Annotated in this window: 19 protein-coding genes and 1 pseudogene; 5 read left to right on the plus strand and 15 right to left on the minus strand. The window is 73.0% G+C overall.

The window, feature by feature from the left end:
- The 3 genes and pseudogenes from ACPCK6_RS00005 to ACPCK6_RS00015 form a co-directional block, all read right to left on the minus strand.
- Nucleotides 1-364 (minus strand): annotated as a pseudogene (locus ACPCK6_RS00005) (hypothetical protein); the annotation flags it as partial.
- 2 nt (nt 365-366) lie between these two features.
- Nucleotides 367-1,857: a replication-associated recombination protein A gene (locus ACPCK6_RS00010; protein ID WP_396880479.1), complete on the minus strand. Its 1,491-nt coding sequence runs from the start codon at nt 1,855-1,857 to the stop codon at nt 367-369.
- A 75-nt stretch (nt 1,858-1,932) separates the two neighbouring features.
- A complete protein-coding gene (locus ACPCK6_RS00015; RefSeq protein ID WP_018785054.1) occupies nt 1,933-2,145 on the minus strand; it encodes a hypothetical protein in 213 nt (70 codons plus the stop codon).
- A 132-nt stretch (nt 2,146-2,277) separates the two neighbouring features.
- Between ACPCK6_RS00015 and ACPCK6_RS00020 the strand changes: the two genes are divergently transcribed.
- The gene (locus ACPCK6_RS00020; RefSeq protein WP_423479958.1) at nt 2,278-3,018 is read left to right on the plus strand and encodes a GNAT family N-acetyltransferase; all 741 of its coding nucleotides are present in this window, start codon (nt 2,278-2,280) and stop codon (nt 3,016-3,018) included.
- 94 nt (nt 3,019-3,112) lie between these two features.
- Here ACPCK6_RS00020 and ACPCK6_RS00025 read toward each other — a convergent pair whose 3' ends face one another.
- The 4 genes from ACPCK6_RS00025 to aspS form a co-directional block, all read right to left on the minus strand.
- Nucleotides 3,113-4,459 (minus strand): MFS transporter, encoded by a 1,347-nt coding sequence (locus ACPCK6_RS00025; RefSeq protein WP_423479959.1) that lies wholly within the window; start codon nt 4,457-4,459, stop codon nt 3,113-3,115.
- On the minus strand, nt 4,456-5,070 hold the full coding sequence (locus ACPCK6_RS00030) for an ArsR/SmtB family transcription factor (RefSeq protein ID WP_423479960.1): 615 nt from the start codon (nt 5,068-5,070) through the stop codon (nt 4,456-4,458). The genes ACPCK6_RS00025 and ACPCK6_RS00030 overlap by 4 nt, the downstream gene beginning before the upstream one ends.
- Before the next feature lie 61 nt (nt 5,071-5,131).
- The gene (locus tag ACPCK6_RS00035) at nt 5,132-5,941 is read right to left on the minus strand and encodes an SDR family oxidoreductase (RefSeq protein WP_423479961.1); all 810 of its coding nucleotides are present in this window, start codon (nt 5,939-5,941) and stop codon (nt 5,132-5,134) included.
- Nucleotides 5,942-6,006: 65 nt separating this feature from the next.
- Nucleotides 6,007-7,812 carry an aspartate--tRNA ligase gene (gene aspS, locus ACPCK6_RS00040; protein ID WP_423480064.1) on the minus strand — a complete coding sequence of 602 codons (1,806 nt, stop codon included), beginning with the start codon at nt 7,810-7,812 and terminating at the stop codon, nt 6,007-6,009.
- 149 nt (nt 7,813-7,961) lie between these two features.
- On the opposite strand from aspS, the gene ACPCK6_RS00045 reads away from it, so the two are divergent.
- Nucleotides 7,962-8,660: a DUF998 domain-containing protein gene (locus tag ACPCK6_RS00045; RefSeq protein WP_318333461.1), complete on the plus strand. Its 699-nt coding sequence runs from the start codon at nt 7,962-7,964 to the stop codon at nt 8,658-8,660.
- A 57-nt stretch (nt 8,661-8,717) separates the two neighbouring features.
- On the opposite strand, the gene ACPCK6_RS00050 is transcribed toward ACPCK6_RS00045, so the two are convergent.
- The gene (locus ACPCK6_RS00050; RefSeq protein ID WP_396880485.1) at nt 8,718-9,767 is read right to left on the minus strand and encodes a S1 family peptidase; all 1,050 of its coding nucleotides are present in this window, start codon (nt 9,765-9,767) and stop codon (nt 8,718-8,720) included.
- Between the two features lie 201 nt (nt 9,768-9,968).
- The gene (locus ACPCK6_RS00055) at nt 9,969-10,445 is read right to left on the minus strand and encodes a winged helix-turn-helix transcriptional regulator (RefSeq protein WP_396880486.1); all 477 of its coding nucleotides are present in this window, start codon (nt 10,443-10,445) and stop codon (nt 9,969-9,971) included.
- Nucleotides 10,446-10,500: 55 nt separating this feature from the next.
- Between ACPCK6_RS00055 and ACPCK6_RS00060 the strand changes: the two genes are divergently transcribed.
- Nucleotides 10,501-11,001, plus strand: a complete 501-nt coding sequence (locus tag ACPCK6_RS00060; RefSeq protein WP_318333458.1) for a PaaI family thioesterase — start codon at nt 10,501-10,503, stop codon at nt 10,999-11,001.
- A 109-nt stretch (nt 11,002-11,110) separates the two neighbouring features.
- Here ACPCK6_RS00060 and ACPCK6_RS00065 read toward each other — a convergent pair whose 3' ends face one another.
- Genes ACPCK6_RS00065 through ACPCK6_RS00075 form a run of 3 tightly spaced genes read right to left on the minus strand, consistent with a single transcriptional unit; the run spans nt 11,111 to nt 14,215 of the window.
- Nucleotides 11,111-12,049: an acyl-ACP desaturase gene (locus ACPCK6_RS00065; RefSeq protein ID WP_396880487.1), complete on the minus strand. Its 939-nt coding sequence runs from the start codon at nt 12,047-12,049 to the stop codon at nt 11,111-11,113.
- A 51-nt stretch (nt 12,050-12,100) separates the two neighbouring features.
- On the minus strand, nt 12,101-13,441 hold the full coding sequence (gene hisS, locus ACPCK6_RS00070) for a histidine--tRNA ligase (protein ID WP_396880488.1): 1,341 nt from the start codon (nt 13,439-13,441) through the stop codon (nt 12,101-12,103).
- Nucleotides 13,442-13,495: 54 nt separating this feature from the next.
- The gene (locus ACPCK6_RS00075; RefSeq protein WP_302906106.1) at nt 13,496-14,215 is read right to left on the minus strand and encodes an MBL fold metallo-hydrolase; all 720 of its coding nucleotides are present in this window, start codon (nt 14,213-14,215) and stop codon (nt 13,496-13,498) included.
- 234 nt (nt 14,216-14,449) lie between these two features.
- Between ACPCK6_RS00075 and ACPCK6_RS00080 the strand changes: the two genes are divergently transcribed.
- Both ACPCK6_RS00080 and ACPCK6_RS00085 read left to right on the plus strand, forming a co-directional pair.
- Entirely contained in the window at nt 14,450-15,319 is an 870-nt protein-coding gene (locus ACPCK6_RS00080) for a peptidylprolyl isomerase (RefSeq protein ID WP_318333455.1), read from the plus strand.
- Nucleotides 15,320-15,402: 83 nt separating this feature from the next.
- Entirely contained in the window at nt 15,403-16,245 is an 843-nt protein-coding gene (locus tag ACPCK6_RS00085; RefSeq protein WP_423479962.1) for a peptidylprolyl isomerase, read from the plus strand.
- 71 nt (nt 16,246-16,316) lie between these two features.
- Here the strand turns inward: ACPCK6_RS00085 and ACPCK6_RS00090 are convergent, their stop codons facing one another.
- The 3 genes from ACPCK6_RS00090 to secF all read right to left on the minus strand — a co-directional run bounded on the left by ACPCK6_RS00090 (nt 16,317) and on the right by secF (nt 20,866).
- Complete coding sequence (locus ACPCK6_RS00090) at nt 16,317-18,788, minus strand: RelA/SpoT family protein (protein WP_370585018.1); 2,472 nt, start codon at nt 18,786-18,788, stop codon at nt 16,317-16,319.
- 226 nt (nt 18,789-19,014) lie between these two features.
- A complete protein-coding gene (locus ACPCK6_RS00095) occupies nt 19,015-19,581 on the minus strand; it encodes an adenine phosphoribosyltransferase (protein ID WP_396880491.1) in 567 nt (188 codons plus the stop codon).
- 97 nt (nt 19,582-19,678) lie between these two features.
- The gene (secF, locus tag ACPCK6_RS00100; RefSeq protein WP_423479963.1) at nt 19,679-20,866 is read right to left on the minus strand and encodes a protein translocase subunit SecF; all 1,188 of its coding nucleotides are present in this window, start codon (nt 20,864-20,866) and stop codon (nt 19,679-19,681) included.
- Nucleotide 20,867 lies beyond the last annotated feature (1 nt).

A 20,867-nucleotide genomic window follows, 5' to 3' on the forward strand; every position in this document is an offset into this window, starting at 1 on the left:
GGGGAGGCGCAACCGGTTGACCGGCCGCGGGCGGCTGTGGGCCCGGTGCCGTGGGCGGCGACGCCGGTCGGCCGGCGGGCGGCATGCCGGGGGCGGGACCCGGCGCGGCGGCCGGGCGGCGCGGTTCGGCGGCCGGCCAGGACGGGTCGGCACCGGGGTGCGGCGCCGGGACGTCACCGTCCGGTCCGAGTTCTCCGCCCTGGTGCTTGGCGGTGCGCAGGTCGTCGATCCAGCCGAGTTCCTCGCCGACGACGGTCGGGTCCAGCTCGGGCTCGGCCCGGCCACGTCCCCACCGGCGGCCCTTACCCCGCGGGTCGCGCCGCTCGTCGGGGCCGTCCGCCGGCCGCTCCGGACCACGCGCCATCACTACTGACCCCCCTCGGCGGCGTCGCTGCCGCCCTCACTCGCCCCGCTGGCCTGCTCGCCGCCCCCCACCCGGGCCCCGTTCGCGGCGGCCGGGGCGCCGGCCTCCGCCCGGGTCGCCGGAGCCGGCAGCCCGCGTACGATCCGGCGCAGCAGCGGCAGCCGGGTGGCCACCGCCCGCTCCGCGCCGTGCCCGCTGGGCTGGTAGTAGTCGGTGCCGACGAGGTCGTCCGGAGCGTACTGCTGCGTGACCACCCCCCGGTGGTCGTCGTGCGGGTAGCGGTAGCCGGCGCCGTGGCCGAGGCCCCGCGCGCCGGAGTAGTGGGCGTCGCGCAGCCCGCGCGGCACCGGACCGCCCCGGCCCGCGCGTACGTCGGCGACGGCGGCGCCGATCGCTGTGGTGGCCGAGTTCGACTTCGGCGCGGTGGCCAGGTGGATGACCGCCTGGGCCAGGTTGAGCTGCGCCTCGGGCAGGCCCACGTACTCGACCGCGTGGGCGGCCGCGGTGGCCACTGTCAGCGCGGTGGGATCGGCCATGCCGACGTCCTCACTGGCGAAGATCACCAGCCGGCGGGCGATGAACCGGGCGTCCTCGCCGGCCACCACCATCCGGGCCAGCCAGTGCAGTGCCGCGTCCACGTCCGAGCCGCGCATGCTCTTGATGAACGCGCTCGTCACGTCGTAGTGGGCGTCGCCGTCGCGGTCGTAGCGCACCGCCGCCACGTCGACCGCCTGTTCGGCCACCGCCAGGTCGATCCGGCCGGTGCCGAGCGCGGTCGCCGTGGCAGCGGCCGCCTCCAGCGCGGTGAGCGCCTTGCGTACGTCGCCCCCGGCGAGCCGGACCAGGTGGTCCTCCGCCTCCTCGGCCAGGACCAGCGCGCCGCCGAGTCCGCGCTCGTCGGCCACCGCGCGGCGCAGCAGGCCGCGGACGTCGTCGTCGTCGAGGGCCTGAAGGGTGAGCAGCACGCAGCGCGACAGCAAGGGCGAGATGACCGAGAAGTACGGGTTCTCCGTGGTCGCCGCCAGCAGCGTGACGGTACGGTCCTCGACCGCGGCGAGAAGCGAGTCCTGCTGGGTCTTGCTGAACCGGTGCACCTCGTCGATGAACAGCACAGTCGGCGGGCCGCCGGACCGGCGTTGCCGACGGGCGGTGTCGATCACGGCGCGGACGTCCTTCACGCCCGCGGTGAGCGCGGACATCGCCACGAACCGCCGGTCGGTGGCCCGGGCCACGAGGTGGGCGATGGTGGTCTTGCCGCTGCCCGGCGGACCCCAGAGGATCACCGACATCGGCGCCGCGCCCTCGACCAGCTGCCGCAGCGGCGCTCCCGGCGCGAGCAGGTGTTCCTGCCCGACCAGCTCGTCGATGCCCGCCGGGCGCATCCGCACCGGCAGGGGCGAATCCGCCCGGGCGTCGGTGAAGCCGTCGGCGCCGCCCGCGCCCGCGGGTGCGCCGGCCGGCTCGCCGAGGCTGAAGAGGGCGTCCGATTCCATCACGAAGACAGTACCGGGCCGGGCCGACGACGCCGGAATCGCGCCGCCGCCCCGGCCCGGGGTGGTCTTTTCCGGTCAGCCGCGACCCGGCCGCCGGCCCCGGTACCACCGGCCGCCACCGCCGCCGCGCGGGCCGGAGCCGACACCGGCCAGGTAGAGCGAGAGCAGCAGGAAGCCGATGAGCATGAGGGTCGAGGTGCTGAACAGATCGGGGGCGCCGAGGTCGGTGTTCATGAAGTCGAGCAGCAGCGCGAAACCGAACACGATGGCCGCGAGAATGGCGAGCATGTCGTTCCTCCGGTGGGGGTTCCCAGCAGGTCGGCGACGGATGTACCCAATCGGTCTGTTCGTCAATCTCCACCGTGGAACAGGCGGTGTCTCGGCCGTCGGTACCAGCGGGGATGCTCGTACGCTGGCGGAATGATCACGGTCGACGAATCGCTGACCGGGCGGGACGCGCTGCTCGACGCGGCCGGCCACCACCCGTACGCCCGGCACGCGCTGCGGCGCGACCAGGCCGCGCGCGGATGGCGGCACGCCGGCACGGTCGGATGGCTGCTCCCGCCGGGCGAGTGGTCGGCCGGCGGCGCGGTCGGCGCACCCGGCCCGGCGCTCGACGTCTTCGCCGCCCACCGGGCGGACGGGACGCTGCGGGCCGGTCAGTCGATCAACCTGTCCCGTGCCGATCCGGACGAGGTGGCCGCGCGGCTGCCGGTGGCCCGGCTGATCGAGTGGGACTTCCTCTGGACCACCGCGCCGCCGCCGCACCAGCCGGAGCAGTCGCGGGTGGTACGCCTCACCGCTGCCGACCACCCCGCGCTGGCCGCGCTGATCGAGGAGGCGTTCCCGGCCACCACCTCCCGGCCGGGTGAGCCGGGCATCGCCGACTGGTACGGCATCCGCGACGGTGACCGCCTGCTCGCCTGCGGCGCCGATCGCAGCCGCGGCGACATCGGGTTCCTGGCCGGGTTGACGGTCGCACCGGGTCATCGCGGCCGAGGGCTGGGCGCGGCGCTGACCGCCGGGATGACGTGCGCCCTGTTCGGCCGGTACGACGCCGTGGCGCTGGGCGTCTACCCGGACAACGTGGGCGCGATCCGGCTGTACCGCCGGCTCGGCTTCACCGCCGCCGAACGCCGCACCTCCGTCACGCTCGCCTGACACGCGCCGCCCCCAAGCGCGCGAGATCTTGGTACGAAACGGCCCTCATAGGGGCCCTCTCGTACCAAGATCTCGTCCGTTTCGGGCGCGGAGGTCAGTCGCGGCCGGCGGGGGCGGGGGCGGCCATTGCGGGGGCCGTGTCGAGGGGCGGGCCGGCGTGGCCGGGGCCGCCTACCGTCGACTCCGGTTCCACGGTGACATCCGGGGTACGGCGGGCGGCGCGCCAGGCCGGCAGGTAGAGCGGCGCGGCCACGGCGAGCACGACGCCGCCGACGATCATGGCGGTGCTGACGCTCGTGGCGTCGGCCAGCGCGGTCAGCGTCACCGCGCCGAGCGCGCCGGCCGGCTGGGCGGCCATCGAGTTGAGCGACAGCACGCTGGTCCGGTACGGGCCGTCGACCTGCCGGTGCAACAGTCCCATGTGCAGCGGATTCGACGCGCCGTGCACGGCGTAGCAGGCCAGGTACGCGATGAGGATGCCGACCGGACCGGCCAGCAGGCCCATGCCGACCACCGTCACGCCCTGGAGGATGCGCATCAGCGCGGCGGCCGGGGCGGCGCCGAGGTGGCGCAGCAGGAACGGGGTGAGCGCGGCACCGGCGGCGTTGGCGAGCCAGGCCGCCGTGCCGGCCGGGCCGAGCAGTGCCGCCGCGCGGTCCGGGTCACCGAGCACCTCGGCGAGGCGCACCGGGAGCAGCGACTCGAAGGTGACCATGCCGAAGCCCCAGAACAGCTCGACGGCGACCAGGGCCGCCAGCACCCGGTTGCGGCGCAGCAGCCCGACGGCCTGCCCGACCATGCGGGGCGCGTCGACCACCGAGGCGCGCAGCGCGGCCGGGCCGGACGCGGGCCGCCGCTCCGCCATCAGCGCCAGCAGCGCCACGATGGAGACGGCCTGGAGCACGGCGGCGACGATCACCGGCAGGGCCAGCGCGCTGACCGGGCCGACCGGGCCGAGCGCGACCAGGCCGCCGCTGAGCAGCGCGCCCGCGCCGATCGCGATACCGATCACGGTGCCGGCCCAGCCGAGGCCGCGCTCGTACTCGGCCTTCGGGTCGACGGCGAGCGTGGCGTCGACGTACCAGGATTCCATCGGGCCGCTGTCGAGCGCCCGGTAGACGCCCTGCAAGGCCCAGACCAGGAAGAACATCCAGAACGAGTCGGCCACCGCCATCAGCGCCAGCGAGCCGAGGCCGAGCACCCAGGCGGCGACCAGCACCGGTTTGCGGCCGAGCGCGTCGGCGAAGCCGCCGGTGGGCAGTTCCAGCGCCAGCACGACGAGGCCCTGCGCGGTGGCGACCAGGCCGATCTGGGAGAGCGTGAGCCCGCGCTCCTGCATCAGCAGGATCATCACCGGCATGAGCAGGCCGCTGGGCAGCCAGCGCAGGCCGTACAGCGTGAGGTAGCGCAACCGGATCTGGCGTACGGACAGCGTGGTCACGGCTTCTCCTCGGTGGACGGCGGGGTGGGCCGCGGGAACGCCGCGTCCATCGGGAGGGCGGCGAGGTAGAGCTGGACCGTCTCGGCGTCGGGGTCGTCCGGGTCGGTCTCGTCGCGGTGCCGCTCGAAGAGCGCGAAGACCTCTTCCTTGATCGCTTCGAGGCGGGAGACCGGGATGCGCATGAAGAAGTCGCCCATGCCGAACGCGTCGCGCCAGGCCGGCTCCCACTGGTGCCGCTGGGCGAACCAGCGTTCGGCGTGCCCGGCGAAGAACCGGACGTAGTCGGCTTCCAGCCACTCGATGGCGGCCCGCGAGTCGGGGTCGTCGTCGAAGTCGCTGGATTCCCAGCTGGTGACGTCGTGCGCGGCCCGCCAGTAGCGCTGCCGGCCGGTGCCGAGGTCGGGATCCTCGACCACGAGCCCGACCTCGGCGAGTTGGCGCAGGTGGTAGCTGGTCGCGCCGCTGTTGGTGCCGAGCATCTCGGCCAGGGCGGTGGCGGTGGACGGGCCCACCACGCGCAGCGCCCCGATCAGGCGCATGCGCAGCGGCTGGGCCAGCGTGCGGACCTGGCGGTGGTCGATGCGTACGGCGCGTTCCTTGTTCTCCTCCATGAGATGCACAATATCTGTGCACACTTTCCATGCACAAGATGCTTGCAAAGAATCTGTGCACCTAGCCGTACAGTTCGGCGACGCCCCGCAGCCGGGTCCGCAGCATCCCCGCCGCACGGGTGGAGTCCAGCACCACCTCGCCCGGCCGGTGCAGCCCGGCGGCGGCGATGGTGGTCGTCCGCAGCCCGCCCGCGTCCGCCCCGTCGTGCCGGGCCACCAGCAGACCCAGCTCGGCGCGGCTCACCGCGTCCGGCCCGGCCACGTTGAGCAGCCCGGCGTAGTCGCCCGGCACCAGCTCCAGCACCGCGGCGGCGAGGTCGGCCACGTGCACCGGGCAGCGCAGCTCGTCGGTGAACAGCGTGGCCCGCCCCGCGAGGGCGTCCCGGCAGAGCTGGATCTGCTTGCTGCCCTCCCCCACGATCAGCGACGTCCGCACCAGCGCCGCGCCCGGGTCCACCGCCCGCACCGCCGTCTCCGCCGCCGCCTTCGCCGCCCCGTACGGGTGCAGCGGCGTGGGCACGTCCGCGTCCGCGTACGGCTTCGGACGCCCGGCGTGCAGCGCGTCGCTGGACAGGTGCACCAGCCGGGCACCCACCTCGGCGGCGGCGACCGCGATGTGGGCCGCCCCGTCCGCCGTGACCGCCCAGTCGTCGTACCGGTAGGGGGTGGCGACGACAGCGTCGGGGCGTACCCGGGTCAGCAGCTCACGCACGGCGGCGCGGTCGGTCACGTCGAGCCGGTGCGGCGCGACGCCGGGCACCGCGACGGCGGTCGAGTGGTACGTGCCGGCCACCCGGTGCCCGGCGGCGACCGCCTGCCGGCACACCTCGGCGCCGAGGAAGCCGCTGGCTCCCACCACGAGCAGACGCATCAGTCCCCCTGGAAGATCGAAAAGGCCCGCGTCATCATGACGCGGGCCTTTCGACGAGGCGAGGATCAGGTGGGGTCGGCCACCGGGGCGGCCGGACCGGCGGTGCCGGCGTGCGCACCGGCCGGAGGCTTCGGCTTGGCGTCGATGCCGGCCTCGGCGCGCTGCTGCCCGGTGATCGGGGTGGGCGCGCCGGTCAGCGGGTCGAAGCCGCCCCGGGTCTTCGGGAACGCGATGACCTCGCGGATCGAGTCCGCGCCGGCCAGCAGCATGCAGACCCGGTCCCAGCCGAACGCGATGCCGCCGTGCGGCGGGGCGCCGTACTTGAACGCCTCCAGCAGGAAGCCGAACTTGTCCTGCGCCTCGTCGGCGGTGATGCCGAGCAGGTCGAACACCCGCTGCTGCACGTCGCCGCGGTGGATACGGATCGAGCCGCCGCCGATCTCGTTGCCGTTGCAGACGATGTCGTACGCGTAGGCGAGCGCCCGGTCCGGTGCCTCCTCGAACCGGTCCACCCACTCGGCGTTCGGCGAGGTGAACGGGTGGTGCACGGCGGTCCAGCCACCCTCGTCCGTCTTCTCGAACATGGGCGCGTCGACCACCCAGCAGAACGCCCAGGCGCTCTCGTCGATCAGGTTCGCCCGCTTGGCGATCTCGATCCGGGCCGCACCGAGCAGCTCCTGCGCCTCGCGGATGTTCGTGCTCGCGGCGAAGAAGACCGCGTCGCCCGGCTTCGCGCCGACCGCGTCGGCCAGGCCGGCCAGGTGCGCCTCGGACAGGTTCTTCGCCACCGGGCCGCGTGCCTCGCCGGTCTCGGCGTCCAGCACCACGTACGCCAGGCCGCGCGCGCCGCGCGCCTTGGCCCAGTCCTGCCAGCCGTCCAGCTCCTTGCGGGTCTGCGACGCGCCGCCGGGCATGACCACCGCGCCCACGTAGCCGCCCGCGTCGATCGCGCCGGCGAACACCCGGAACTCGGTGCCGCGCAGGTACTCGGTCAGCTCGGTCAGCTCCACGCCGTAACGCAGGTCCGGCTTGTCCGAGCCGTAGCGGGACATGGCGTCGTGCCAGGTGATGCGCGGGATCGGCCGGGCGATCTCGTAGCCGGCGAGGTCCTTCCACAGCGCCGAGACGATCGCCTCGCCGAGGTCGATCACGTCGTCCTCGGTGACGAACGACATCTCGATGTCGAGCTGGGTGAACTCCGGCTGCCGGTCGGCGCGGAAGTCCTCGTCGCGGTAGCAGCGGGCGATCTGGTAGTACCGCTCCATGCCGCCGACCATCAGCAGCTGCTTGAACAGCTGCGGCGACTGCGGCAGCGCGTACCAGCTACCCGGCTGCAGCCGCACCGGCACCAGGAAGTCGCGGGCGCCCTCCGGGGTGGAGCGGGTCAGCGTCGGCGTCTCGATCTCCAGGAAGTCGCGCTCGTGCAGCACGCCGCGGGCGATCTGGTTGGCCCGCGAGCGCAGCCGCATGGCCTTGGCCGGGCCGCCCCGGCGCAGGTCCAGGTAGCGGTACTTGAGCCGGATGTCGTCGCCGGCCTCGATCTGGTCGTCCACCGGCAGCGGCAGCGGGGCGGCCTCGGAGAGCACCTCCAGCTCGGACGCGGTCACCTCGACCTCGCCGGTGGGCAGGTCCGGGTTCTCGTTGCCCTCCGGGCGGCGGGTCACCTCGCCGGTGACCTTGACGCAGAACTCGTTACGCAGCGCGTGCGCGTCCTCCTCGCGGAAAACCACCTGCACGACGCCGGAGGCGTCGCGCAGGTCGACGAAGATGACACCGCCGTGGTCGCGCCGGCGGGCCACCCACCCGGCGAGCGTCACCGTCGAGCCGGCGTCCGCGGCGCGCAGGCTTCCGGCATTGTGGGTACGGATCACGGCTGGCGTCTCCTCAATCTGGTCCACTCACTGCTCCCCCGCATTCTGTCAGGGCGGGCGGGCCCGCTCCCGGGCACCCGTCGAGCCGGGTCTCTCCGGGAGCGCGACAAACCCCGGTGGAGGGCGTCACCGGCGGTTACCGTGACCGGGTGCGTGCCGTACCGAGCTGGGCCGTGGCCACCGCGGCCGCCGCGCCCGCGCTGCTGGTGGCGGGCTGGACGGTGGCGGGTGCCCGCCAGGGGCCGGGGTACGACCCGGTGCGGGACACGATCAGCGAGCTGGCCGGCGAGGGTGCCACCGATCCGTGGCTGATGGGCGGCGCGCTGGTGCTGCTCGGCTGCTGCTACTGCGCCACCGCCGCCGCGCTGCACGCCGCCGGGCTGCCCAGCCGCTTCCTTCTCGCGGTCGGCGGGGTGTCCACCGTCGCGCTCATCGCGTTCCCCCGCCCGCAGGTGGGCGGCTCCCCGGCGCACGGCGTGGTGGCCACGGTGGCGGTGCTCGCGCTGTCGCTGTGGCCGGCCGGGACGGCGCTGCGCCTGCCCCGCAGGGTGCCACGCGAGGTGGCCGCCTCTCCGGCGGGCCGGCCGCCGTGGGCGTTCCGCCGGCCGGTGGCGCTGGCCGTCACGGCCGTGTTGCTGGCGTTGTTCGGCTGGTCGGTGGCCGAGGTGACCGGCGGCTCCCGGACCGGGCTGGCCGAGCGGGTGGCCGCGCTCGCGGTCACGCTCTGGCCGCTGGCCGCGGTGCTGTCCGCCCGGCGGGCCCACCGGCACTGGACGGCCCGGCCGGCGGAGCCGCCGCGCCCGGACGGGCCGCCGGTCGGTCCGGGCCGCCTCGGGGCAGGCACCTGATGGGTACGCGGAACTGGCCGCCGGTCTCCCGGCGGCCCGTTCACAGCGGTGCGTGGATCAGAAGACGCTCACGCCGTAGCGGCTGAGGGCCTCGGTGACCGGCTGGAAGTAGGTGGTGCCACCGGTGCGGCAGTTGCCGCTACCACCGGAGGTGAGGCCGAGCGCGACGGTGCCGGCGAACAGCGAGCCGCCGCTGTCGCCCGGCTCGGCGCAGACGTTGGTGCGGATGAGGCCGGAGACGCTGCCCTCGGCGTAGTTCACGGTCGCGTTCAGCGCGCTGACGCTGCCGCTGCGCAGGCCGGTGGTGCTGCCGGAACGACGGACGGACTGGCCGACGTACGCGTTGCCCGCCGAGGTGATGTCCTGGAAGGTGCCGTTGTAGAGCGACACGTTGCCGGCCGCGTTGGCCGAGTTGTTGTGCCGGACGATGCCGTAGTCGTTGCCCGGGAAGCTGGTGCCGGTCCGGGTGCCGAGCAGGCTGGTCTGCGCGGAGTTGCTGTACCAGCTCGACGAGATGTTGGTGCAGTGCCCCGCGGTGAGGAAGTAGTAGGTCGAGCCGCTGCGGACGTTGAACCCGAGCGAGCAGCGGCCACCGCCGCCGGCGTAGATCGCCTGGCCGCCGGAGATCCGGGTGCTCAGCACGCCGGCCTCGGCCTCGATGCGGATCGCGCCGTTGTGCCGGGCGGCGGCGGCCTTGACCCGCTCCAGCTTGGCGCCGGTGACGGTGCTGTCGACGGAGACGACGACCTGGTTCGTGGCCGGGTCGGTCCACCAGGCGGTGCCGGGGATCTTCGCGGAGCGCTCCAGCTCGCTGGTGGCGGCGTTGAGCTTGTCCGCGCCGCGCGCCACGATCTTCGGGATGGCGCCGGCGGCGCGCACCTGACGAGCGGTGGCGGTGTCGGTCACCGTGACGACCATCTTGCCGCTGGCGTCGGCGTACGTGCCGGCCGCGCGGGCACCGAGCTTCTCGACGAGAGTGGCGGCGGCGTCCGGCGAGAGGGCCGTGGGGGCGGCCTGCGCGGGTGCGCCGAGCAGCGAGCCGGTGACCAGGGTGCCGGCGACGGCTACTGCGGCGGCGCGGCGGAGCGTGGACCTCGTGGGTCGCATGTAACAACCTCCGAATGGGGGTGAACGGGCGCTGTCATGGGGGCGCGCCCGAGGACAACCCGGGCGACCTGGGGAAACCGCCCGGGTGCCCAAAGTATTCACACATTTAAGATCGTAAACAAGACATGGCTTTGCCCGGATTCGCACCGGCGCCCGATGTAACGCCGGAGCAACAACATCGACACCATCTGTCAGAGCCGGTCAGGGGTTGCGGCGGCGGGCCCCCGGGCCCGGGCGGGGCAGCACGTCGCGCGCCTCGGTGATCTCGTGCCCCTCGGCGCAGCGCAACGTGACCCGGACCTCGGCGCCGCAGTCGCGGTGCGCGACGCTCAGCGGCGAGCCCTCCGGGTCGGCCAGGTAGCGGTCGCCCCACCCGAGCACCGCGACGAGCACCGGCCAGAGGTCCAGGCCCATCCCGGTGAGCCGGTACTCGTGGCGCGGCCGGCTGCCCGGTTCCCGGTACGGCTCACGGCGCAGCACACCGCGCTCGACGAGCATGGCGAGCCGGTTGGTGAGCACCTGACGCGGGATGCCGGTGCGCACCCGCATGTCGTCGAACCGGCGTACGCCGTTGAAGACCTCGCGGAGCACGACGAGGGTCCACCGCTCGCCGAGGATCTCCATGGCGCGCGCGATGGTGCAGTTCTCCACCGACCAGTCCAGTGCCGCGGGTCTCATGCCGACAGGCTAGGTCTCATTGACAGACTCAGCAACGCGCTGCGAGGCTGAGTCCATGACACAGACGCAGGAGCGCACCCGCACGTTCACCTGGTCCGACCCGGCGGCCGGCGCCGCGCACCTGGGCCGGCGCAGCGGCCTGGAGCTGATGCGGGCGATGATCGCCGGCGAGCTGGACGCGCCGCCGATCATGCACCTCGTCGACATGTCCCGGATGGAGGCCGAGGAGGGGCGGGTCGCGGTCGAGCTGCTGCCGCAGGAGTTCCACTACAACCCGCTCGGCACCGTGCACGGCGGCGTCCTCTCCACACTGCTGGACACCGCCGCGGCGTGCGCCGTGCACACCACGCTGCCGGCCGGCGTCGGCTACACGTCGCTGGACCTCAACGTGAAGTTCCTGCGCCCGGTGACGGTCGACACCGGCACGCTGCGCTGCGAGGGCACCGTGGTGCAGCGCGGCCGCCGTACCGCCCTGGCCGAGGCCCGCCTGACGGACCCGGCCAACCGCCTGGTAGCCCACGCCACCTCGACCTGCCTGATCTTCCCCCTCCCCTGACCGCGCCGCTCGTTCTCGGCGAGATCTTGCAGTCACGGCCCCCCGCGGCGGCGGTTTCGCGGCATGTGCGGGGGCCGTACGTGCAAGATCGCGCGGGAGAGGGCGGGGTTCAGGCCGTGGTGGCGGCGACGCGGGCGGCTCGGGCGGCTCGGCGCTCCTCGAAGCGGGACGCCTGGGTCTCCAGGGTGTCCAGGTGGGCGGCGATCTGATCGCGGGCAGCCTCGCCGTCGGGGTTCAGGCCGGTCACGTCGAACAGGTTCCACTGGCGCAGCACCGGCATCACCACCTCGTCACGGTGCTGGCGCAGGTCGTAGATCCCGGCCAGCGCGATCGCCACCGACTTGCGGGCGAAGCCGTCGATGCCGACACCCGGCATCTGGAAGTTGGCGAGCACGTCCGCGACGGCACGCATCGCCTGCGACGGCGCCAGCTCGAACGCCGCGCCGAGCAGGTTGCGGTAGAAGACCATGTGCAGGTTCTCGTCCGCGGCCACCCGCGCCAGCAGCGCCTCGCACGTCGGGTCACCGGTGGCCCGGCCCGTGTTGCGGTGCGAGATGCGGGTCGCCAGCTCCTGGAACGACACGTACGCCAGCGAGTGCAGCATCTCCTGGTCGTGGACGTTCTGGTAACCGGCCGACATGTGCACCATGCGGGCCCGCTCCAGCGCCACCGGATCCACCGCCCGGGTCACCGTGAGGTAGTCGCGGATCGCCGTGCCGTGCCGCCCCTCCTCGGCGGTCCACCGGTGCACCCAGGTGCCCCACGCGCCGTCGCGCCCGAACAGGGTGGCGATCTCGTGGTGGTACGACGGCAGGTTGTCCTCGGTGAGCAGGTTGACGATCAGCGCGGTACGCGCCACCTCGGGCAGCGTCGAGTCCTCCGGCGACCAGGCCTCGCCGCCCAACGGCCCGTCGAAGGTGCGGCCCTCGCTCCACGGCACGTACTCGTGCGGGAACCACTCCTTGGCCAGCGACAGATGGCGGTCGAGGTTCTTCTCGACCACCGGCTCGAGTTCGGTGAGCAGAGCGGTCTGGCTGAGCACGGTCACGACGTTCTCCCTACGGTGGCGTAACTTACGCCACCGTAGGTCGAAACGCCGTCAGACGCCAGTGCCGGCCGGGCCGACCAGCGGCTTCAGGTCCGCCCGGGGCGGCGTCCACTCCCCCGCCGCGGCGGGCACCTGCTCGCCGGAACGGATGTCCTTGACCTCGTCGCCGTCCGCGCCGGGGAACCAGACGTACGGGATGCCACGCCGCTCGGCGTACCGGATCTGCTTGCCGAACTTGGCCGCCGACGGGGACACCTCGGTCGGCACGCCGCGCGACCGCAGCGCCGCCGCGACCGCGTCACTGGCCGCCCGGTCCTCCTCGGCGGTGACCGCCACCAGCACGCAGGTCGGCACCGAACGGGACACCGACAGCGCCTCGGCGCCGAACAGCAGGCCGAGCAGCCGGGTCACCCCGATCGAGATGCCCACCCCGGGGAACCGGACGTTGCCCGCGCTGGCCAGGTTGTCGTACCGGCCGCCGGAGCAGATCGAGCCGAACCGCTCGTAGCCGATCATCTGGGTCTCGTAGACCGTACCCGTGTAGTAGTCCAGGCCCCGCGCGATGCGCAGGTCGGCCACGCAGAGGCCGGGCGCGTGCGCGGCGGCGGTCTCCACCACGGCGGCCAGTTCCGCGACGCCCTCGTCCAGCAGCGGGTCGCTCACCCCGAGGCCGCGCACCGCGTCGGCGAAGGAGGCGTCCGGCGCGGAGATCTCGGCCAGCGACAGCACGGCCTTGGCCTGCGCCTCGCTCGCCCCGGCGGTGCTCGCCAGCAGCTCCGTCACACCGGCCGGGCCGATCTTGTCGAGCTTGTCGACGGCGCGCAGCGCCGCCTCCGCGTCGGTCAGCCCGATGCCCCGGTAGAAGCCCTCGCAGATCTTGCGGTTGTTGACCTGGATCCGCACCGGCGGGATCGGCAACGACCGCAGCGCGTCGCCGATGACCAGCGGCATCTCGGCCTCGTAGTGGGCCGGCAGCGTGTCCCGGTCGACGATGTCGATGTCGGCCTGGAGGAACTCGCGGTAGCGGCCCTCCTGCGGGCGCTCACCGCGCCACACCTTCTGGATCTGGTAGCGGCGGAACGGGAACTGCAGCTTGCCGGCGTTCTCCAGCACGTAGCGGGCGAACGGCACGGTCAGGTCGAAGTGCAGACCGAGCGCGTCGTCACCGGCAGGCCCGTCGGTGTCGGCCTGCAACCGGCGCAGCAGGTAGACCTCCTTGGAGGTCTCCCCCTTCCGCAGCAACTGGTCCAGCGGCTCCACCGAGCGGGTCTCCAGCGGCGCGAAGCCGTACAGCTCGAACGTGGCGCGGATCCGGTCGAGCACGAACTGCTCGATCATCCGCTGTGCCGGCGTCCACTCGGGAAAGCCGGAGATGGGCGTGGGCTTGCTCATGGCGTACTCCTCGATCCCGCGCGGCGCGCGGGCGAACGTCGTGGGTCGCGGCGGTCAGAGGCCGCGGGTGGGCGCGGCCGGGCGCGCGCCGCCGGTACCCGCCACCTCGACGAGGTACGGGTTGGTCGCGCGCTCGCGGCCGATCGTCGTGGCGGGGCCGTGGCCGGGCAGGACGACTGTGTCGTCGGCCAGCGGGAGCACCTTGTCCCGCAGGCTGGTCAGCATCCGGGGCATGCTGCCGCCCGGCAGGTCGGTACGGCCGATCGAGCCGGCGAACAGCACGTCACCGGAGAGGCAGATCTGCTCCGCCTCCCAGGGCGAGCCGGCGCCGGGCAACCGGAACAGCACCGACCCGCCGGTATGGCCGGGGGCGTGGTCGACGGTGATCTCCAACCCGGCCAGCGACAGCGTCGCGCCGTCGGTCAGCTCGGCCACGTCGTCCGGTTCGGCGTACGGCAGCCGGCCGCCGAACAGCTGGGTCAGGTCCATCGACAGCGCCTTGCTCGGATCGGCCAGCAGCTCCCGGTCGTCCGGGTGGACGTAGGCGGGGATGCCCCGCGCGCCGCAGACCGGGGCGACGGAGAACGTGTGGTCGAGGTGGCCGTGGGTGAGCAGCACGGCGGCCGGGTGCAGGCGATGCTCGGCGAGCACGGCGTCGAGCCGGTCGAGCACCCCGATGCCGGGGTCGACCACCACGCACTGCTCCCCCGGCCCGGTCGCCACCACGTAGCAGTTGGTGCCGAAGGCGTCCGCGGGAAAGCCGGCCACGAGCACGTCGCTCCCCTTTCCGTCCGGTCGTCGTCTGGTTGCAGCCTAGTCGCAGGGGCCAGCGGGTTACGTCCGCCACCGGCCCGTCGCCCCGGCCGGTCTGAGACGGCGGGACCTCGTACACCACATTCACAGTCGCTACCCGTACACTCTGGCGGGCGTGTGGCGTGGCGCACCCCGATCGGAACGGCGGACGGCGCCCGGCGCCGGCGGCGATCAGGCAGAGGAAGGGGAGCGCGCGTGGCTTCCAGCAGGGACCGGCAGCGCAAACTGGCGCGCGCCAAGCTCGACCGGCAGCTCGCCCGGCGGGCGGCGGCCGCGAAGCGGCGCCGGCAGATCCGGGCCGGCGTGGGCGCCGCGGTGGTGCTCGTGCTGATCGTGGCCGGCTCCGCCTGGGCGCTCGGCGCGTTCGACTCCGAGCCGGAGAAGAAGGCCGCCGACGACGTCTGCCTCTGGACCGCGCAGGACGGCGCGGTCAACACCAACCTCAAGGACGTCGGCGAGCCGCCCACCACCGGCCTGCCCACCTCCGGCACCCGCCCGATGACGATCACCACCAACCAGGGTGGGCCGATCACCGTCGAGCTGGACCAGACCGACGCGCCGTGCGGCGCGGCGAGCCTGAGCTACCTGGCCGGCCGGTCGTTCTTCGACAACACCACCTGCCACGAGATCACCGCCGAGGGCGCGCTGCGCTGCGGTGACCCGACCGGCACCGGCCTCGGCGGCCCGACCTACTCGTTCTACGACGAGAACGTCCCGGCCGCGGCGGAGCCGAGCCCGTCGGCCTCCCCGGCGCCCGGGCAGCCGGCGACGTACCCGAAGGGCACCGTCGCCATGATCGGCAACCCGCCCGGCAGCAACGGCAGCCAGTTCCTGATCTTCTTCAAGGACGCCAGCCCGGCCAAGCCGGCCTACTCGGTGGTCGGCAAGGTCACCGGCGGGCTCGACGTGGTGGAGAAGATCGGCGCCATGCCGACGGTGGACAATGGCAACGGCGCCAAGGTCAAGCCGAAGACGCAGGTGCTGGTCCAGAGCGTCACCGTCGGCGAGCCCGGTGCGGCGCCGGCCGGCAGTCCCGCGCCGTCGCCCAGCGCCAGCGCGGGCTGAGAACACAGGCGACCCGGCGGCGGGCCGTCGGCTGACCCGGCGGCGCGCGTGCCGCCCCCATACGCAGCAGGTGAGGAGTGACCGTGACGTCCACCAGAGACCGCCAGCGCGCGGCGGCGCGGGCCAAGCTCGAGCGGGAGATGGCGGAACGGGCCGGCCGGGCCCGTAAGCGCCGGCAGACCCAGGCGATCGTCGGGGCCGCGGCGGTGCTGGTGCTCGTCGTAGCAGGCACGGTCTGGCTCGTCGCCGCGCTCGGCGACGACGACGAGAAGCAGGGCGGCACCACCGCCGTCGCCGGGGCCGTCCAGTGCGCGTACACGGAGGTGCCGAAGGAGGGCCGTCCGGCGCAGATCAAGGACGTCGGCCTGCCGCCGGCCCAGCAGTCGGGCAAGGGCACCCAGACGATGACCATCGACACCAACCTGGGCCCGATCACCGCCAAGATCGACCGCGCCAAGGTGCCCTGCACCGCCGGCAGCTTCACGCACCTGGCGAGCAAGGGCTTCTTCGACAACACCAAGTGCCACCGGCTCGTCACCGAGGGCATCAAGGTGCTCCAGTGCGGCGACCCGAGCGCCACCGGCAAGGGCTGGCGGGACACCGACGGCACCGGCGGCCCGTCGTACAACCTGGCCGAGGAGAACCTCCCCACCGACAAGCGCCCGCCGTACCCGGAGGGTGTCATCGCGATGGCCAACTCCGGCCAGCCGGGCAGCACGGGCAGCCAGTTCTTCATCGTGTACGGCGACTCGCCACTCGACCCGAACTACACCGTGCTGGGCACCATCACCGGTGGCATGGACGTGGTGAAGCAGGTCGCCGCGGCCGGTGACGACGGCGCGTTCGCCAAGCAGGCCGGCGGTGGTCACCCGAAGAAGGAGATCACCATGACCAAGGTGACGATGAGCCCGATCGAGGGCGGCTGACCACACCCGCACGACGACGAAGCGCCCGCCGGCTGATCGCAGCCGGCGGGCGCTGTCGCGTGCGTGGTGGCTCAGGCCCCGGAGGTGACCCGGTACGCGTCGAACACACCGTCGACCTTGCGGACCGCGGCCAGCAGGTGCCCGAGGTGCTTCGGGTCGGCCATCTCGAAGCTGAACCGGCTGACCGCCACCCGGTCGCGGGTGGTGGTGACGGTCGCGGAGAGGATGTTGACCCGCTCCTCGGACAGCACCCTCGTCACGTCGGCGAGCAGCTTGTGCCGGTCCAGCGCCTCGACCTGGATGGCGACCAGGAACGTGGAGGCGGACGTGAGCTTCCAGCTCACCTCGACCACCCGCTCGGGCTGGGCGCGCAGGTCCTCGGCGTTGGCGCAGTCGTCCCGGTGCACGCTGACCCCGCCGGAGCGGGTGACGAACCCGAACACCGAGTCCGGCGGTACGGGCGTGCAGCAGCGGGCCAGCTTGATCCAGACGTCGCTGACGCCGCGGACCACCACGCCCGGGTCGGCGCTGCTCTGCCGGCTGCGCGGCGGCCGGGTGGCGACGGCGGTCTCGGCGATGTCCTCCGCCGCGCCCTCCTCGCCGCCGTAGGAGGCCATCAGCTTCTGCACGACCGACTGCGCGGAGACCTGGCTGTCGCCGACCGCCGCGTACAGCGAGGCCACGTCGGCGAGGTGCAGATCCCGGGCGATCGCCATCAACGCGTCCGAGGTGAGCATCCGCTGCAACGGCATGCCCTGCTTGCGCATCGCCTTGACGATCGCGTCCTTGCCGGCCTCGATCGCCTCCTCGCGCCGCTCCTTGTTGAAGTACTGGCGGATCTTCGTACGCGCCCGCGGGCTCTTGACGAAGCCGAGCCAGTCCTGCGTCGGCCCGGCCGTGTCGGACTTCGACGTGAAGATCTCGATCACGTCGCCGTTGGACAGCGTCGACTCCAGCGGCACCAGCTTGCCGTTCACCCGCGCGCCGATGCACTTGTGCCCGACCTCGGTGTGCACCGCGTACGCGAAGTCGACAGGCGTCGACCCGGTCGGCAGCGGGATGACGTCGCCCTTGGGGGTGAAGACGTACACCTCCTGGCTGGACAGGTCGAACCGCAGCGCGTCCAGGAACTCGCTCGGGTCGGCCGCCTCACGCTGCCAGTCCAGCAGCTGCCGCAGCCACGTCATCTCGTCGATGTGCGCCGGCGGGCCCACCACCGGGGTGCCCTTGTGCTCCTTGTACTTCCAGTGCGCGGCGATGCCGAACTCGGCGGTGCGGTGCATCGCGTACGTGCGGATCTGCATCTCCACCGGCTTGCCGGTGGGCCCGATGACAGTCGTGTGCAACGACTGGTACATGTTGAACTTGGGCATGGCGATGTAGTCCTTGAACCGGCCCGGCACCGGCTGCCAGTTGGCGTGGATGACCCCCAGCGCCGCGTAGCAGTCACGAACCGTGTCGACCAGGATCCGCACACCCACCAGGTCGTAGATGTCGTTGAAGTCGCGCCCCCGCACGATCATCTTCTGGTAGATCGAGTAGAGGTGCTTCGGCCGGCCGGTCGTCTCCGCCTTGATCTTGGCGGCCTTCAGGTCGGTGGACACCTTCTGCGTCACCTGACGCAGCAGCGCCTCGCGCTGCGGCTGGTGCTCCCCGATCAGCCGGTTGATCTCCTCGAACCGCTTCGGGAACAGCGTGCCGAAGGCCAGATCCTCCAGCTCCCACTTGATCGTGTTCATACCGAGGCGGTGCGCCAGCGGGGCCAGGATCTCCAGCGTCTCCTTGGCCTTCTGCTCCTGCTTCGGGCGGGGCAGGAAGGTCAGCGTCCGCATGTTGTGCAGCCGGTCGGCCAGCTTGATGACCAGGACCCGCGGATCCTTCGCCATCGCGACGACCATCTTGCGGATGGTCTCGGCCTTGGCCGCGTCACCGAGCTTGACCTTGTCGAGCTTGGTGACGCCGTCGACGAGCAGCGCGACCTCGCCGCCGAAGTCGGCGCGCATCGCATCCAGCGTGTACTCGGTGTCCTCGATGGTGTCGTGCAGCAGCGCCGCGACCAGCGTGGTGGTGTCCATGCCCAGGTTCGCCAGGATCGTCGCCACGGCGAGCGGGTGCGTGATGTAGGGGTCGCCGGACTTGCGGTACTGCCCCGAGTGCCACCGCGCGGCCGTGTCGAAGGCGCGCTGGAGCAGCCGCGCGTCGGCCTTGGGGTGGTTCTCCCGGTGCGTCGCGATCAGCGGCTCCAGCACCTCGCTGACCTGCGAGGTCTGCCAGGGCGCGTTGAACCGGGCCAGCCGGGCGCGTACCCGCCGGCCGGTCGGCGCGTTGGAGAGGGCGAAACCGCTGCCGGGAGTGGATTCGGTGGAACCCTCGGTGGGGAACGGCACCACGACCGCCCCGCCGTCGGCCGTCGCGTCGGACGCGCCGCCGGTGGCGCCGGTCGCCCGGGCCGGCGGGTTGCCGCTGCGCTCGGTCACCGAGCCGTCCGCGTCGCCTGTCGGGTGCACCGTGCCCTCCACCGGAGGGACGACATCGTGGGACACCGGCCTCCTCACCGCTCGCCGGGATGCGCCGGCCGTCCGGCCGACGTCTGGTTCAACCGGCCCGGAGGCCGGTCTTGTTCCACGCGGTCACCGGGGCCGGGCCCCGGCGCCTTCGCCGCCCCGGACAGCTCGGCCGGGGCGGGCAAAGGGCAATGCTACCCGTACGCAGGGTACGCCACCGCTCCCCCGGACGGTCGGCGCCGACCGGCCCGACGGGCCGGCCTGGTCAAACGGTCAACAGGGCATGGACCGGACGCTGGGCCAGCCGCTTACGACCCTCCAGGAAGCCCAGTTCCAGCAGCACGCTGAACCCGGCCACCGTCCCGCCGGCGCGTTCCACCAGGTCGAGCGTGGCCTCGGCGGTACCGCCGGTGGCGAGCACGTCGTCGAGCACCAGCACCCGGTGGCCGGCGGTGAAGGCGTCCTGGTGCACCTCCAGCGTCGCCTCGCCGTATTCGAGGGCGTAGGAGGCCGAGTGCGTGGCCCGGGGCAGCTTGCCGGCCTTGCGCACCGGCACCACGCCCACGCCGGTGGCGTACGCGACTGCCGCCGCCAGCACGAACCCGCGCGCCTCGATGCCGGCGACGGTGTCGAACGAGTCCGGCCCGTGATACGCGATGATGCCGTCGATCACCGCCCGGAACGCCTCACCATCGGCGAACAGGGGCATCAGGTCCTTGAACACGACACCCGGCTTGGGGAAGTCCGGCACGTCCAGCAGCCGGCTGGCGACGAGCTGGGCGACCTCCGGGCCGCTGTCTCCCCGTACCCCTGTGGTGTGGGTCTCCGTCACGGTGCGTCCCATGTCCTCTCGAAACGACGACGGCGTCCGTCATGCCGTGACAACAGCATGACGGACGCCGTCGGACCGATTCCGTCCGGCCCTGCGGTCAGCGGCGCTTGCCGCCGGGCCGGTTGCCGCCGCCCCCGGCGGGACGGCCGCCGCGGGCGCCGCTGGGGCGCTTGCCCGCGGGCCGGGCGCCCACCTTGGGTGCGGCGCCGGCCAGCGCGGCCGCCTCCGGGTCGATCGGCGCGTCGGCGGCCGGCGTGGTGGCCGGCCGGCCCTTCGGCGTGATCTCGCCCCGGGCGATCGCGGCCCGGCGGGACAGCACGCGCTTGTTGTGGGCGCTGATCCGCGGGTCCATGTTCTTCAGCAGCACCAGCAGCGGCGTGGCCAGCAGGATCGAGGTCAGGAACGCCACCGCCATACCGACGAACAGCACCAGGCCGAGGTCCTTCAGCGTGCCCGCGCCGAGCAGGCCGGCGCCGATGAAGAGCAGACCGCCGACCGGCAGCAGCGCCACGACCGAGGTGTTCAGCGACCGCATGAGGCTCTGGTTGAGCGCCAGGTTGGACGCCTCGCCGTAGGTCATGTTGTTGTTCGCGGTGATGCCGCGTGTGTTCTCCTGCACCTTGTCGAAGACCACCACCACGTCGTAGAGCGCGAAGCCCAGGATCGTGAGGAAGCCGATGATCGTCGACGGGGTGACCTCGAAGCCGACCAGTGAGTAGATGCCGGCGGTCAGGGCCAGGTTGGTCAGCAGCGAGGCGATCGCGGCGGCCGCCATCCGCCACTCGAAGCGCAGCACCAGGTAGATCGACACCACCGCGATGAAGATCACCAGACCGAGCAGCGCGCGCGAGGTGACCTGGCTGCCCCACGCCTCGGAGACCTGGCTGCCGCTGATCTGGTCGGCCTGGATGCCGAACTCCTGCGCCATCGCGGTCTTGGCCGCGTTGGCCTGCTCGGCGGAGAGCTGGCCGGTGCGCATCTCGTAGAACTCGCCGCTCGTGCCGCCGACCTTCTGCGCGCTGACCACCTCGACGCCCGGCGCCTCGGCGGCCAGCACCTCGTCGACGACCTGCTCGGCGCGGTCCAGCGTGCCGACGCTCGCAGGCACCTGGAACGAGTTGCCGCCCGCGAACTCGATGCCGAGCTTGAAGCCGCTGATCGCGAAGCTCAGCACGGCGATCAGCACGAGCACGCCGGCCACGCCGAACCACAGCTTGCGCCGCCCGACGATGTTGAGATCCGCCTCGCCCCGGTAGAGCCGGGCGGCCAGACCGCTCTTAGCCATC

It is taken from the genome of Micromonospora sp. AB353 (assembly GCF_049538395.1).
Taxonomy (GTDB): domain Bacteria; phylum Actinomycetota; class Actinomycetes; order Mycobacteriales; family Micromonosporaceae; genus Micromonospora; species Micromonospora aurantiaca.

Excerpts from the sequence above, each read along its gene's own strand:
- ACPCK6_RS00035 (WP_423479961.1), bottom strand. The coding sequence starts at position 5,941 with ATGCGTCTGCTCGTGGTGGGAGCCAGCGGCTTCCTCGGCGCCGAGGTG.
- ACPCK6_RS00020 (WP_423479958.1), top strand. The coding sequence starts at position 2,278 with ATGATCACGGTCGACGAATCGCTGACCGGGCGGGACGCGCTGCTCGAC.
- ACPCK6_RS00050 (WP_396880485.1), bottom strand. The coding sequence starts at position 9,767 with ATGCGACCCACGAGGTCCACGCTCCGCCGCGCCGCCGCAGTAGCCGTC.
- ACPCK6_RS00030 (WP_423479960.1), bottom strand. The coding sequence starts at position 5,070 with ATGGAGGAGAACAAGGAACGCGCCGTACGCATCGACCACCGCCAGGTC.
- ACPCK6_RS00010 (WP_396880479.1), bottom strand. The coding sequence starts at position 1,857 with ATGGAATCGGACGCCCTCTTCAGCCTCGGCGAGCCGGCCGGCGCACCC.
- hisS (WP_396880488.1), bottom strand. The coding sequence starts at position 13,441 with ATGAGCAAGCCCACGCCCATCTCCGGCTTTCCCGAGTGGACGCCGGCA.
- ACPCK6_RS00015 (WP_018785054.1), bottom strand. The coding sequence starts at position 2,145 with ATGCTCGCCATTCTCGCGGCCATCGTGTTCGGTTTCGCGCTGCTGCTC.
- ACPCK6_RS00055 (WP_396880486.1), bottom strand. The coding sequence starts at position 10,445 with ATGAGACCCGCGGCACTGGACTGGTCGGTGGAGAACTGCACCATCGCG.
- secF (WP_423479963.1), bottom strand. The coding sequence starts at position 20,866 with ATGGCTAAGAGCGGTCTGGCCGCCCGGCTCTACCGGGGCGAGGCGGAT.
- ACPCK6_RS00060 (WP_318333458.1), top strand. The coding sequence starts at position 10,501 with ATGACACAGACGCAGGAGCGCACCCGCACGTTCACCTGGTCCGACCCG.